Genomic DNA, 14,070 nt, shown 5'->3' with positions numbered 1-14,070 from the left:
ACTACCTGGCCTTTATGTATTTAGTTGCTGTAAGCAGCCAGCCATTTGTTTTTAATGGCAGCACGGGCTTCTATGAATTCTTTATCGGTGCCTTGTGCAATGGCATCCAGCGGGAAGCGCAGCGGGCGGGTGCCTTGTTGCAAATTCACCAGGTGTAAAATGCCATCGGCAATGGTTTGCGGGTTCATATCAAACTGGGCCATTTTGCCAAATAAGGCTGCTCCCAGGGCATTGAACTTGTCAGATGCTTCATCGCCATACTCTGCTACAATGTCTGCTTTATCGGCATGGATGCCTGCTTTGCTGCCATTGTTCATTTCGGTAGGATATACACCGGGTTGTATGCTTACGTTTTCAATGCCAAATGATGCAAGCTCATCCTGTAAACCTTCGGTAATGCTTTCTACTACAAATTTGGAAGACAGGTAAGGGATCATAAAAGGCAGTGTGTGGCCACTGGCGCCGGAAGTGATATTGATAACCAGTCCTTGCTTTGCTTTACGCATGTGGGGTAATACAGCCTGGTAGGTGCGCAGCACACTAAATACGTTTACATCAAACATGCGGCGTACCTGGTCTAACGAATAACCTTCCAGCAGTCCAAAACCGCTCACAGCCGCATTGTTCACGAGTACATCAATTTTACCATATTTTTTGACGCTGTTGTTGATGGCATTTTCAACGGAGGTATCGCTGGTGATATCTATATCTACCACTTCAATATTCGCAATGGCATTTAATTCGGCTGCAACGGCGGCATTGGAGGTGGCGGTGTTGCGCATGCCCGCTAATACGGTGTGTCCGGCTTTAGCTAATGTGATAGCGGTAAGTTTACCAAATCCTGTGCTGGTGCCTGTAATAAAAACTGTTTTAGACATAACTGTTATTTTTTATCGTTTGTGATTGTTTGTTTTAACAGTACAAAGATGAAACAGTCCGCTGCACCCTGCATTGAGATATGATAAGAAAGAAATTGATATAGATCAAGTGTTTTTACTGCCGTTGGAAAAGGAGAAATAGTATATCTTCAACTATAACTCAACCTAAGCCACATGAAATATATCCTGATGCTACTACTGCTTTGTGCTGCGTATTGCGGGAGCAGGGCTTCCAGTATCTCCCCCAAGGCGTTTAGCCAGAAAATGCTGGAATGCAGGCATTACTATCTCTGCCGGATGGTACGTGTGATGGAGGATAGCGTGATGGTATCCGACAAGCAAACCGGTAAAGCGTTTACAGTACATAGAAAGAGTTACCGGGAAAGTGATACCTGTAGTTTCCTGGTGCTGGATTATGGGACAGAGACATTTCTTTCGGATGAATATCCCGGTACGGCAGAAAACGACCGGCTGGTAAAAAAGCTATCGGAGCAGATAAGGTATATCAATACCATCAGCAACGAGGAAGAGCAATTCAGGGCCTGTAAAGAGTGGATATTCGCTACGATGAAGGCTCCCTTTATACAATGGAATGGTTTTTACGAATGGCTGCATAATGGTATCATTTGGGGATACGCTATGAAGCATGCGCAGTTATTTAAAAAAAGGCCGGATGACAGGCTGGATATTCTTACTGCCAAAGAAAAAAGCAGGTTATACAAGGATTTGCTTACTTATCGCTGGCCTGGTTATTATACCTGGGATATAGTAAATATGCTGGATACAAGCTATGACAACCGTTTGATTGGTTATGTAATGGAGGAGTTGAAAGGAATGCTAACAGTAGATCACCGGAACTTAATGGATGATGGAGGGGTATACAGGTTATTAAACAGGGATATTGGCGGAAAAGCTTTTTTAACAATCGCTTTTGATTATACATCTAATGGCCATAGTTATGACATCAGCACTCGTCAGCGGTATCTGAAAGAAATGGTGGATGCTTTAGAATTGTATCTGGCACATCCATAACAAATTCCTTATCTCGGTTTTTTTTTATACTTTGCTGTTGTTCCATTCCGTAACCATCCATGACTGCACAGGATTATTTAAAACAACATATTCTCAAGCGTACCGCTTTCAGCGAAGAAGAGCTGGAAGTGTTTACCCAGGCATTTAAGCTGATGAAGGTAAAAAAGCGTCAGTTTATTGTACAGCCCGAATTTGTGGCTAAACACCGCTATTATGTTACCGAAGGCTGCTTTCGCGCGTATGTGATAGGAGAAGAGGGGCAGGAACATACCATACAGTTTGCCATTGACGACTGGTGGATATCGGACTACAACAGTTATATTTTTCAGCAGCCGGCTTCTATGTTTGTAATGGCTTTGGAAGAGAGTACGGTGTTGCAGATTGACTATGAAACAGAACTGCAGCTAAAGAAAAGCAATCACCACTTTGAAACCTTTTTTCGCATACTGGCAGAGGGCACTGCCGCCCATATGGCCCGCAGGGTGATTATTAACCTTACACAAACGGCGGAACAGCGCTATGAAGGGTTTATGGAGCGTTATCCTTTAGTGGCCCGGCGTGTGCCGCAATATGCCCTGGCTTCTTACCTGGGAATGACCACAGAATATCTTTCCCGCCTGAGAAACAAACGCACTTCGCGAAAAAGTTGAACCAGATCAACCTTTTTGATTGAACCAGTTGGACCGGATTTCCTGATCCAGTTCATTGGATAGGGGGTAGTATGATGCCAACTTTGTAATGTTCAACAAACAATTACAAAGTATCGTTTAAATAACATTTTATGGCATCACTTACTAAAACCCAGGTTATGATTATGGCTGCCACGGCAGGCATAGCAGTGGCCAACGTGTATTACAGTCAACCTATTCTTGGTGCAATAGCACAGTCGTTTCATATCACTGCCGAAAAAGCGGGCAGTATGTCGGTATTGTCGCAGGTTGGTTACGGAATAGGGTTGTTTTTTCTAACGCCTGTGGGAGATATGATCGAGCGCAAAAAACTGATCCTTTACCTGCAGGGCGGATTGATAGCAGCTTTATTGCTAATCGCTTTTGCGCCTAATGTATATGTGTTGTTTGCAGGCAGCTTGCTGATTGGGGTGTTTTCGGTGGTGGCCCAGGTGATATTGCCTATGGCGGCAAGCCTGGTAAAAGAGAACCGTGGAAAAGTGGTAGGGCAGATATTTACCGGTTTGCTGGTGGGCATACTGGTGGCGCGGGTATTCAGCGGTTTTATCACCAACTGGCTGGGATGGCATTATGTGTATATGCTGTCGGCAGGTTTGGTATTGGGCACTGCAGTGCTGATGCAGGCCGATTTTCCTTCCACACCTGAACGCTTTAGCGGTACTTACGCAGGCTTACTGAAAAGTACAGTTGCCCAGCTGGGCCGGTTTTCCCTGTTGCGCAGGGCTGCGCTTACAGGGATGCTGGCATTTGGTACGTTAAGCGCTTTTTGGGTAACGCTTACCTTTTATTTAAGTGATGCTCCTTTTCATTATTCTCCTTCGCAAATTGGCCTGTTTGGATTACTGGCGGCCGCAGGTGCCCTGATAGCGCCCGTTTTTGGAAAGCTGGCTGATAAAGGTACGCCGCACCGTTCTTTACTGTTTTCTACCGGTATTACCTTAGTCAGTATCCTGGTGTTAAAGCTGGCTCCCGGCTTAGTGGCTGCTATCTGGGTTACAGTCATCCTGATGGACATTGGCGTACAGGCCACGCAGGTAACCAATATTGCCTTGATCTACTCATTGGACCACACTGCTAACAGTCGTATCAATACCGTGTATATGACCAGTTATTTTATAGGAGGTGCAGTGGGCTCCTTTGCAGCCATACAGGTATATCATGCCGGTGGCTGGCCTTGGGCAACCACTTTGATGGTGCTGCTGTCTGTAGCGGCATTGATGAATGCTTTCACCTTACAGCCTAAAAACAACATCGCCAGCATATGAAAGTAATAGTAATAGGCGGTTCCATTGGCGGACTGCATACCGGAATAGCGCTGTTGCAGCAGGGCTTTGATGTAGAGATTTATGAAAGAAGTGCGCATGATTTGCAGGACAGGGGAGCAGGGCTGGTGATACAGCATGATATGATGGAGTACCAGATGGAATTGGGTATTTCGCCTAAAGCCTTATTGGGAGTACCTGCCAGTCGCCGCCAGATACTGGATAGTAAGGGCCGTGCTGTGTTAACTTATCCCAACAATACCGTTTTTACTTCGTGGAACTATATCTGGCGGCAGTTGAAGGATTATTTTCCTGCCAGCAGGTATCACTTTGGGTTTGAGGTAGAAACCCTGTTGCAAACCCAGGATGATGTAGTGGTTAGTTTTCGCAACGGACAGATTAAAACTGCAGACCTGGTAGTAGGTGCAGATGGCTATGGTTCTACAGTACGGGCATTTATGTTGCCGGGCATACAGCCACAGTATGCAGGTTATGTAGCTTACCGCGGATTGATTCCGGAAAGTGAACTGCCTGCTGAAGCCGTGCATTTCTTTGCCGATACTTTCTCTTTATATCCTTATGATCACTCGCATATGCTCAGTTATATGGTGCCAGGCCCTGGCGGGGAACTGGAAGCGGGCAAGCGGTTATATAACTGGGTATGGTATCAGAATAAAACACCGGAAGCTTTGGATAAGCTGATGACAGATAAGAATGGCCACAGAAGAGGATACGCTGTACCCGCAGGATTGTTAAGTGCGAACAGTGTAGAGGAGTTGCACAAAGAAGCTGCCCTTTCCCTTCCCCCTATACTGGCAGACAGAGTAGTACAAACAGACAAACCCTTTGTGCAGGTGATAATGGATCTGGCCGTTCCCCGAATGTATGATGGTCGCCTGGTTGTGTTAGGCGATGCCGCTTTTGTAGTGCGGCCACATACCGCTTCGGGAACCGCTAAAGCATTCCGGGATGCTATTGCTTTAGCCACCGATTTAAAAGATTTCAATACTATTGCTGATGCTCTCGCTCATTGGAATGAACACCAGACCAGGCACGCGCTGGCACTAATGGCGCATGGCAAACAACTGGCGGCAGGCAGCAGGTTGGGCGGCTGATTGCATAGCGTTGAAGTTATATCAAACAGCCCCCAATATAATTATTTATACTGCTGCTCCCTCATTTGCAAAAGCCTTTTGAAGGAACGCTGAGAAAACAGCCGGTTTTTGGCCCAGTGCCCTTTCTACATACCAAACCTGTGCTACATAGGGTTGCAGCTTTGCGGGGATGGGTATGTGCATGTGTGGCGACATAGGAATAGTTGTTCAGTTTAAAAGTAAAGAAAAAATCCGGGTAAAGAAAAAGCCCTCCTTTACGGGAAAGGAAGGCTTTGATATAGGATTGTTGTTTATTGTGCTAAATGGTTGGCTTCGATGATGGCATCGGCAAAGGCTTGCGGTGCTTCCTGCGGAAGATTGTGGCCTATGCCGCCTGTAATAGTGTGGTGCGCATATTTGCCGGTGAATTTTGCTGCATAGGCGGCTGGTGCCGGGTGGGGCGCGCCGTTGGCATCGCCTTCCAGGGTAACAGCGGGTACTGTAATGGCGGGGCTGGCTGCGAGCCTTTTTTCCAGTGTATCGTATTGTGCTTCTCCGGTGGCAATGCCCAGGCGCCAGCGGTAATTATGTATTACAATGGCAACATGATCGGGATTGTTAAAAGCGGTGGCTGCCTGTGCAAAAGTGCTATCAGAAAAATGCCATTGCGGAGAAGCGGTTTGCCAGATTAACCGGTTGAATTCGTTGGTATGCGCCTGGTAACCGGCTTGGCCGCGTTCGGTGGCAAAGTAGTATTGATACCACCAGGAAAGCTCGGCCTGGGGCGCTAAGGGTGCTTTGTTGGCTTGCTGGCTGCCAATAAGGTAACCGCTTACCGATACCAGGGCTTTGCAGCGTTCGGGCCATAAAGCGGCTATAATATCGGCGGTGCGTGCACCCCAGTCAAAGCCACCTATCACAGCTTTGTTGATTTGTAAGGCATCCATAAAGGCGATGATATCTGCAGCAATGGCGGCTTGCTGGCCATTGCGCATGGTTTGTGCTGAAAGGAATTGTGTGGTGCCGTATCCACGCAGGTAAGGTACATATACATGGTATCCTTTTGCGGCCAGTAACCCGGAGGCGGCGGTGAAACTGGTGATATCATACGGCCATCCATGTAACAGGATAACTGGCTCACCGTTGGCAGGGCCAACTTCGGCATAGCCCACATTTAATACACCTGCTTTTATTTGTTTAAGATGTTGAAAAGCATATTGTGCATCATTGCCGGCCACCGCGAAAGTGGAATCTGGTTGTTGGCCTGCTGCCAGGGTGGAGGTAGTGCTTACGCAGGTAAGTATTACCAGTAACAGGATGAAAGTTGCGAAACGGTTGGTTTTATGTAAAGTATTCATGGCTTTGGTTTTAGTAGTATAAGTGATAAAGTGGTGGCCGGAAGGCATCAGCCGTTCATTACATATGAACAGGCTGATGAGTAGTAGCTGGTTGTGCTTTTGTGTAAGTGGCAGGATACAATTTCCTGAACATTACATAGGTAACGGAGATAACGGTAAAGGCAACCACCGCATCGATAGCAGCACTAAAGCCCAGTACGGCAATTTTAGAGAGGAAGGCAAACAGGATATCGAAAAAGATGCCTGCAAATACCCATTCTTTTAAACGTAACAATTTGCCAGGGGTTAATAACACTACGATACCGGATAATTTAAATACGCCCAGGATGTAAATGAAATGAGCAGGGTAGCCGAGTTGTTGTGTAATGCCCCATACAATCGGGTTGTGCGTAAGCTCGAAATAACCGCTGGCTCCAAACCATAAAGACATAAAAATTGCACCTGACCAGTAGATTGCTTTTGAAATTTGTAAGTTCATAACGTTGGTTTTTTGTGTTTGTTTGATGACACAAAATTGTGCTGAACCTGGTCAGTTTCATAGCAGCAAGTTGTTGAAGTGGACAGATGAGGGAGCCAGTTAGACAATCCCGCACTTCATGCCGGAAGGCGGGTGTTGCCATCAGCGTCCTTTAATCCGTTTCTGATGGTCTTTGCCCCATTTTATCATAGCCAGTATGATATCTGCAAAGGAATAACAGTAATCTGTAGCGGTATATTCCACGCTGGCGGGATTGAGATCGGACACGGTGCGCAGTATTAACTGGTTCAGTTCCATTTCTTTTAGCTCCCTGGAAAGCATGCGGGTAGTGATACCGGGAATACTGCGCTCAATTTCCCGGAAACGTTTGTTGCCGTTACAGATGGAATTGATAATAGGTAGTTTCCATTTACCGCCGATCACATAAATAGCATCCTGCAAGGCCTGTACTTCTGCCTTTGGATCACGTGGATGACCTAATACTTCCTTTGCCAGTTTTTCGCGTTTTGTACTGCTCATTTTGATTACATGAATGATACCGGTTACAAAGTTATACCAAAGGGTAGATAGCTTTGCCAAATAATAAAATTTATTTGCAATGAAAGATTTGAAAGGAAAAGTAGCAGTGGTTACAGGCGGGAACAGTGGTATTGGTTATGCAACTGCAAAAGAATTGAAAGAGCAGGGTGCTGAGGTGATTATCACTGGCCGCCGTAAGGAAGCGGTAGAAGCAGCCGCTGCTGAATTAGGAGTTACCGGTATAGTTGCCGATCAGGGTAGCCTGCCTGCTATTGAAAAACTGGTGGCCGATGTAAAGGTGGCGCATAGCAGCATTGATATCCTGTTTGTGAATGCTGGTGTGGTAGGAAGTTCTTCTTCAGTGGAAAATGCTACGGAAGAAAACTTTGATTATGTATTAGATATCAATTTCAAGGGAGCTTATTTTACATTAAGCAGGTTTATTCCGCTTTTAAAAGATGGGGCATCGGTGGTGATGTTATCTTCTAATACGGCCAGTATGAATGGAGCCAATAATTCTATTTATTCTTCCAGCAAGGCGGCGCTCAATGCTATCACTAAAATTGCTGCTGTTGAACTGGCCCCACGGCATATTCGTGTGAATGCAGTAAGTCCTGGTCCCATTGAAACAGATATATTAAGCAAAGCAGGTTACACCGAAGAAGGGTTAAAGGCAGTGAAGTCGTGGATTATTGACCGCGTGCCTTTGCATCATATGGGTAAGGCGGAAGATGTGGCCAGAATGGTAACACATTTATGTAGTGATGCTTCTTCTTTCATTACCGGTTCGGAATTTATTATGGATGGCGGGATGCGTTTGTAGGGTTCATGCCCCGGTATTTCCGGTTGACGGTGCAAAATGTCCAGTTGAAGATATTGTGCCTTTCCCTGGGCTGCCGGTAGCTATACTTTTGAGTTATAAAATTGATCATTATGACACAGGTTAAAGTATTAAATACAGCAGACACCACACCTATCGAAGTTTCCAAAGTGTTATATACAGGAAGGGTACATGTTACAGGTGGCCGCGACGGCTATGCGAAAAGTGAAGATGGCAGATTGCAAACCGGGCTTACTTCTCCGGGAGCTAAAGGAACAGGCACTAATCCGGAACAGCTGTTTGCAGCCGGATGGTCGGCCTGCTTTATCGGGGCTATGAAACACAATGCTGTGCGATTGGGCGTGCAATTGCCGGAGGAGGTTTCGGTGGATACAGAAGTGGATCTGGCAACAGCAGAAGAGGGCTTTTTGTTACAGGCCCGTTTGCAGGTAAACCTACCCGGATTGATAGAAGAGCAGGCGCAAATGCTGGTAGAAGCGGCCCACCTTACCTGTCCTTATTCCAAAGCCACCAGGGGGAATATTAATGTGAGTATTTATGTTACGGTTTAAGTGAGATAACGTGGTTAGGTAGTAGCGTTGCAGAGACTGTTTCCTAAATAATGGGAACAGTCTCTTTCTTTATGGAGTAATATACGCGTTTGTGCAAAAAATGGGGTGCGATGTGTTATCTGTTATTAGTTGTACTTTAGCTGCCTTAAATTATCATCAGGCATGAAACCCTTCACCTTTTATGCCGTTAATACTAACTCAGATATGAAAAGACGTAATCTTATTTCTCCTTTAGTTCTGTTGTCGGGACTATTTTTTGTTGTATTCCTGGTTTCTTGTAGTAAAGAAGGCGCACAGGGGCCTGCTGGTCCTGCCGGTACCTCAGGTGATTCTGTGTTCTATTCTGATTGGCTGGATGTGTCGTATAAGGCAGATACCATACATACTTCAGGTGGTGGTATTGATACCATAGGATATTATGCCACTATCAATGTGCCTAAACTTACATTGGCGCTGTTGAATACCGCAGATGTAAAAGTGTATATCAACTCTCAGGATGCAACTAATCCTGTTGTTTTTTCATTGCCTTATTATTCTGCCACCTCCGGCCTTTACATTCAGGCATCGACCTCTGTGCAGACGATTGATTTGTATTCCAATGCGAACGTGGGTACTTTTCTCTCTAACAGTGGTGTAAAGTATCAACAATACCGGTACATGATTGTGCCAGGCAATACGCATGCAAGGAAAGTCGATTCGGTAAACTGGTCTGATTATGCCGCGGTAAAAGCGTATCTCGGGTTAAAAGACTAAAAAGAAAAAAGGCTGTCTCAAACATATAATGGAGACAGCCTTTTTTTATATAACGCAGGTAGGCAGGTGTTACGATTGTTTATACCTGTTCATCGATTGCCAGTACTTGTCTTTATAGAGGTCGTAACCGATAGTGAAATTGCTGGCATATTTCAGTTGAGTATGATAAAGCAGTTTGGATATTTTGCGGAAGTCTTTAGCTGCAAAGTACACTTCCCTTTCATTGGAAACGGTTTGGCGTCCTATGTTTACAATGCCATCTTCACTGGTAATTTCAGCCATTATTTCATCTTCTATGGTGTTTAGCAGTGCATAGTCGTTTTCGCTAAGACCAAATGCACCCTCCGCTCCGAACCTGATAATGAGTATAGCCATCCAGGGGTGCGATACCTGCCCTTCCCAGCTTAGCAGGTGCATATTTATCAGGGCAAACAGTTTGCCACCATCTTCAAAGCTGGCTTCAAATACAGAAAAGCTGTCCTGGCCGGAATCGTATGCGATGCCATCGTATTTTTCTACAAACTCTTTCTGACGCCAGATTAGAAAGTCTTTCAGTTTACTGATGGGAATGAGATCCCGGGTAGCATCAGCAGGGCCAATGATAGCAAGGCTGTCGATGTTATTGATAAAGTCCAGCTCGCCCAGGTAATTGTCCAGGAAAATGTAAGTGCCGTTTACAATAGCATCTTTGTTTTCAGGGGTAAAATCGTTGTGAACAACGGTGATGTCTATTTCATCGGGACATGCGGGGGTGTCGTTTGCATAGAAGTGAATGTTGTTGCTGCTGAATGCAAAGCCATCCATGTCAATAACAGTGTCTTCAATCTTTACTGCTGGCTTTAGTGAGATGATTTTCCAGTTTTCCATTGCAGGGGCTGCCTGCACCAGTTCTTCTACAAATACTACATTCTTAACAACGCCGTCGGCGGTAAAGATCAGCTCTGCAATATTTTCGTTGTTGATGCCCGTAAGAAAATGATATCCTTCTTTTAGCTGATCCAGTTTTTCACTTAACGGGGCAAAGAACACGGCTCTTATATCGCCGCGTTCTTTTACTACGTTATAGAATACCTGTTGATTGGCTGCAAACCAGTTCCAGAAATCTTCATAAGAACGGACGGGGACAGGTGGAGTATCGGTGTCTTTGTTTTTAAAGATGTTTTTAAAAAGGCTCATGCTAGTGTGATTTTTAACTTACTAAAAATAAGGCTATTTTATGAATGCCGTGGTATTGCTATGGTGAGAAGTGTTACCAGCAATGGCAGAAAGGTGATGTGGCGCTGCTTAAATGTAGTATGTTTGAGTATTTATATTAACATGATCTCTGCAGTAAATATATTATTCAATGAGTTAAAGCATCACCGCGCCAGTATATTGCGCCTGGCGCAGCAGGCAACGGAAGCATCTGTTGCGGGTAGCGTGAAGGTGCTGGGTAATTCGCAGATGGATGTGTATTATGGTTTGCTGGATGTGCCTGTGCTTTTTGAAGAAGTGGTAGCGCAATTGCCGGTGAACAGTGAGCGGGATTATCTGCACTGGCTGGCGGAAGGAGAGGGATATCGCAAAATAATACTATCAGATGCTTCTCAATGGATATTGCTGCGTGGTATTGAACCCGGACAATATGTGCATTTGCACCCGGCGCGTTATTCGCCCCATAGCATGCGCATGAAAGCCACCACCTTAAAAACGGCGATAGCCTGCCTGGTATGTTTGCCGGGTGTGGCGGCGCCTTCTCTGGAACAGTTAAATGCTATACGTAATACATTACTGGATTTATCGCCGGTAAAAGATATTGCGCAGTGCCATCATTTATGGAAGGTGATTGATTTGTTGCGGAAGGAGGTGGGATGTTGAATTAATGGGATACTGCTTTGAGCCCTATCACAGAACCAATAAGTGTGATAATAAAAAATACGCGCCAGAAGTGAACGGGCTCTTTGAATATAAGAATACCTACCAGTGCAGTGCCTACTGCACCAATGCCTGTCCATACAGCATAAGCGGTGCCAATGGGTAATTGCTGAACGGCTTTCATCAGCAACAGCATGCTGCCCGTTAATGCCACTACAAAGCCTGTGTACCACATATAGGCTGCATTGCCGGATGTGGTTTGTGCTTTACCCAGGCAGGATGCAAAAGCCACTTCAAATAAACCGGCAATAATCAGAATCAACCAACTCATATTCTCTTTGTTTAGCCTGCAAATTTCAGAAAGAGGACGGCTGGAAAATTTTACAAATGATAAAAAAATTACCGGATCTCAGCTCTTATCCTGCTAAGGCTTACCTGTGTAATGCCCAGGTAGGATGCAATATGCCCTAGCTGCACCCGCTGTAGCAGGTGTGGGCTTTCGTTCATCAGTTCTTTATATCTTTCGGTAGCCGTGCGGCATTGCCGGGATATAAAGCGTTCTTCTGTTTTAATCAGTTCTTTCTCGGCCAGTCTGCGGCCCCAGTTGGCTATATGTATATCCTGGTGAAATAGTGCTTCCAGTTGGGCTACTTCTATTTCATACAGCTCACAATCTTCCAGTAGTTCTATATGTTCGTAGCCTTTTTCTTTCAACACATAGCTTTTCATGCTTAATACCGGGTCGCCTTCTTTTCCAAACCAGAAAGTGATTTCATTATCCTCGTATTCTGAATAGGCCCGTACTATCCCTTTTTTGATAAAATACATCACCTGTTCTACCCGGTTGGCGCGCAATAAAATATGGCCTTTGGGGTGCGACACTTCGGACACCTGTGTTTTCAGCAGTTGCAGGGTGTGTGGAGGGAGTGGATATATCTGGTTTATAATAGCGTCAATATGCATATGGTATCCATTGGCAAAGTGGTAAAGATATTACCTCCGTCAGAATTTTTCATAAAAGCGTGGTGGTGGTCAGTCGGTTAATAATCAGCTACATAGCATTGTATGGCTGATTATTTAAATCCCTATTGAAATAGTAGGGAATGTGGATTGCGGAGCCTATTTTTGTAACTTGTTCCATTATGGGTTCACTTGCAAGCGGGTAAATATGCAATTAATTAACGAACAGGCACTTATAATTCAATTGAAAGAAGGCGATGAAATTGCTTTCAGAGAATTGTATCACGCTTACAGTGAGGTGCTGTATTCCTTCCTGGTAAAGCTGAACGTGCAGCGGGAGGATATAAAGGATGTGATTCAGCAGACTTTTACTAAACTCTGGGAAAACAGATCGGGATTAAAAGAAGGGCTTTCGCTGAAAGCCTACCTGATGACTATTGCTAAGAATGATATTTACAACATCGTTAAAAAAAGATTGACCGAGAAAAAACACCAAACTGCTCCGCAGGAGAGCGAAGAACCTGCTTTGCAGGCAAGTGAAGTACGCGATCTGCTTTATAATATACTCCAGGAACTACCCCATAAAAGAAGGGAAGTGTTTACCATGTCACGCATAGAAGGTTATTCGAACAAGGAAATTGCGGAAATGCTGAACATTACCAAAAGCACAGTAGAAAATCATATTAACCTCTCTACCAGGCAATTAAAAGGAGTGCTAAAGAAGTTTGGCTTTTCGGAATGATGCCTGTCCGGAAAAATATTTTTATTTCGTTAGGTGTATTCGTCTTCCATATTGTATAGTATATAGAACCTGATTCAACACAGTGAAAAGAGAGATCCTAAAAAGTTATTTTGAGAAAACCTGTTCTGCTTCTGAAGCCGCTATGGTAGAGGAGTGGTTGCTGAAGCCTCAGCACCAGGCAGAGTTTGAGAGGTTTCTTGAGTCTTATTGGGAGGAGCATACCGGGGAGGAAGAAAGCCGGCCACCTGCACCGGAGAAGGGTGCATTGCGGTTGCGCTATCTGCCACGCATGGTAGCAGCAGCGGCGATATTAGGTGCTGTTGCGTTTTCGGTATACTACTTTGCCGGAACAAACACAAGTGTTGAGTCGCATCAGGAGATGGCGGTTGTAAAGGTGATACCTGAACAAGTGCCGGCAGCGGTGAACGTTGATACTACCCGCGTTTTACCTAAAGCTGCTGATGTGAAAAAAACAAAAACTAAACAATATGGAAAGAAGCCTCTTCCCACACAAGCTGTCGTACCGGTTATTGTTGAAGTTAAAGACACGGCAGCGCCCCCTGCAACGCCACCGAAGGCCATGAAGATGACTGCTTTTAAGAAGATCATGTTCAACGACAGTGCGTTTAGCAAGCTAAGCAAGGCCGATCAGATACTGGTGTCTAACCAGATGCTGTTGCGGGTGAATTTTAGTAATGCCAGCTTCAACGACCTGGTTGCCACTTTCCGGGATAGATATGGTATTGTACTGGAACTGTGTGCAGGTACTACGCCCGACCAGGTGATGAAAGCTTATACAGGCAGCTTTGCTAAAATCACACTTCCTGAATTGATCAGCGACATGTCTACTCAAATGCTATTTTCTTACACAGTATCTAACAATGTAGTTAAGGTGTGTTTTAACTAGTTCACTGCTTTAAATATCTTTTTTCTGCTTATGAGAGTATTGCTTCATGCGGTAGGGTATACCGCTATGCTTATCCTTTTGTCCTGTTCGAAGGATAAAGGTGCCAATCCAGAGGTGCCAATAAAGTTTCAAAATACACAACCCAAAAATTG

General features: G+C 45.0%; 17 protein-coding genes. 10 read left to right on the top strand and 7 right to left on the bottom strand.

The annotated features are described in order from the left end of the window. Nucleotides 1-20: 20 nt before the first annotated feature. Entirely contained in the window at nt 21-878 is an 858-nt protein-coding gene (locus FLA_RS16110; protein ID WP_076377543.1) for an SDR family oxidoreductase, read from the bottom strand. 174 nt (nt 879-1,052) lie between these two features. Between FLA_RS16110 and FLA_RS16105 the strand changes: the two genes are divergently transcribed. The 4 genes from FLA_RS16105 (at nt 1,053) to FLA_RS16090 (ending at nt 4,976) form a co-directional block, all read left to right on the top strand. After that, on the top strand, nt 1,053-1,910 hold the full coding sequence (locus tag FLA_RS16105; RefSeq protein WP_144263989.1) for a hypothetical protein: 858 nt from the start codon (nt 1,053-1,055) through the stop codon (nt 1,908-1,910). A 59-nt stretch (nt 1,911-1,969) separates the two neighbouring features. Next, entirely contained in the window at nt 1,970-2,560 is a 591-nt protein-coding gene (locus FLA_RS16100; protein ID WP_076377547.1) for a Crp/Fnr family transcriptional regulator, read from the top strand. Nucleotides 2,561-2,691: 131 nt separating this feature from the next. Next, a complete protein-coding gene (locus FLA_RS16095; protein ID WP_076377549.1) occupies nt 2,692-3,864 on the top strand; it encodes an MFS transporter in 1,173 nt (390 codons plus the stop codon). Next, entirely contained in the window at nt 3,861-4,976 is a 1,116-nt protein-coding gene (locus FLA_RS16090) for an FAD binding domain-containing protein (protein ID WP_076377551.1), read from the top strand. The genes FLA_RS16095 and FLA_RS16090 overlap by 4 nt, the downstream gene beginning before the upstream one ends. A 290-nt stretch (nt 4,977-5,266) precedes the next feature. On the opposite strand, the gene FLA_RS16085 is transcribed toward FLA_RS16090, so the two are convergent. From FLA_RS16085 to FLA_RS16075, 3 genes are all read right to left on the bottom strand, one after another. Next, complete coding sequence (locus FLA_RS16085; RefSeq protein ID WP_231940272.1) at nt 5,267-6,361, bottom strand: alpha/beta fold hydrolase; 1,095 nt, start codon at nt 6,359-6,361, stop codon at nt 5,267-5,269. Between the two features lie 10 nt (nt 6,362-6,371). Next, on the bottom strand, nt 6,372-6,791 hold the full coding sequence (locus FLA_RS16080) for a DoxX family protein (protein WP_076377553.1): 420 nt from the start codon (nt 6,789-6,791) through the stop codon (nt 6,372-6,374). A gap of 141 nt (nt 6,792-6,932) precedes the next feature. Beyond that, nucleotides 6,933-7,370 carry a winged helix-turn-helix transcriptional regulator gene (locus tag FLA_RS16075; RefSeq protein ID WP_231940271.1) on the bottom strand — a complete coding sequence of 146 codons (438 nt, stop codon included), beginning with the start codon at nt 7,368-7,370 and terminating at the stop codon, nt 6,933-6,935. A gap of 19 nt (nt 7,371-7,389) precedes the next feature. On the opposite strand from FLA_RS16075, the gene FLA_RS16070 reads away from it, so the two are divergent. From FLA_RS16070 to FLA_RS16060, 3 genes are all read left to right on the top strand, one after another. Continuing rightward, entirely contained in the window at nt 7,390-8,133 is a 744-nt protein-coding gene (locus FLA_RS16070) for an SDR family oxidoreductase (RefSeq protein WP_076377555.1), read from the top strand. 110 nt (nt 8,134-8,243) lie between these two features. Then, entirely contained in the window at nt 8,244-8,702 is a 459-nt protein-coding gene (locus FLA_RS16065) for an organic hydroperoxide resistance protein (RefSeq protein WP_076377557.1), read from the top strand. Nucleotides 8,703-8,906: 204 nt separating this feature from the next. After that, on the top strand, nt 8,907-9,455 hold the full coding sequence (locus FLA_RS16060; protein WP_144263990.1) for a hypothetical protein: 549 nt from the start codon (nt 8,907-8,909) through the stop codon (nt 9,453-9,455). A gap of 69 nt (nt 9,456-9,524) precedes the next feature. Here FLA_RS16060 and FLA_RS16055 read toward each other — a convergent pair whose 3' ends face one another. Next, the gene (locus FLA_RS16055; RefSeq protein WP_076377561.1) at nt 9,525-10,631 is read right to left on the bottom strand and encodes a DUF695 domain-containing protein; all 1,107 of its coding nucleotides are present in this window, start codon (nt 10,629-10,631) and stop codon (nt 9,525-9,527) included. A gap of 123 nt (nt 10,632-10,754) precedes the next feature. Here FLA_RS16055 and FLA_RS16050 point away from each other — a divergent pair, with 123 nt between their 5' ends. Beyond that, complete coding sequence (locus FLA_RS16050; RefSeq protein WP_144263991.1) at nt 10,755-11,312, top strand: hypothetical protein; 558 nt, start codon at nt 10,755-10,757, stop codon at nt 11,310-11,312. Nucleotide 11,313: 1 nt separating this feature from the next. On the opposite strand, the gene FLA_RS16045 is transcribed toward FLA_RS16050, so the two are convergent. Continuing rightward, nucleotides 11,314-11,640, bottom strand: coding sequence for a DMT family transporter (locus tag FLA_RS16045; RefSeq protein ID WP_076377563.1), 327 nt, complete (start codon nt 11,638-11,640; stop codon nt 11,314-11,316). Nucleotides 11,641-11,708: 68 nt separating this feature from the next. Further along, nucleotides 11,709-12,272, bottom strand: a complete 564-nt coding sequence (locus tag FLA_RS16040; RefSeq protein ID WP_076377565.1) for a Crp/Fnr family transcriptional regulator — start codon at nt 12,270-12,272, stop codon at nt 11,709-11,711. A 205-nt stretch (nt 12,273-12,477) separates the two neighbouring features. On the opposite strand from FLA_RS16040, the gene FLA_RS16035 reads away from it, so the two are divergent. Both FLA_RS16035 and FLA_RS16030 read left to right on the top strand, forming a co-directional pair. Then, nucleotides 12,478-13,011: an RNA polymerase sigma factor gene (locus FLA_RS16035; RefSeq protein ID WP_076377567.1), complete on the top strand. Its 534-nt coding sequence runs from the start codon at nt 12,478-12,480 to the stop codon at nt 13,009-13,011. A gap of 82 nt (nt 13,012-13,093) precedes the next feature. Further along, on the top strand, nt 13,094-13,918 hold the full coding sequence (locus FLA_RS16030; protein WP_076377569.1) for a hypothetical protein: 825 nt from the start codon (nt 13,094-13,096) through the stop codon (nt 13,916-13,918). Nucleotides 13,919-14,070: the final 152 nt, after the last annotated feature.

This window comes from Filimonas lacunae (assembly GCF_002355595.1).
Classification (GTDB): Bacteria; Bacteroidota; Bacteroidia; order Chitinophagales; family Chitinophagaceae; genus Filimonas; species Filimonas lacunae.
This window is presented reverse-complemented; position numbering and strand designations above follow the sequence as displayed.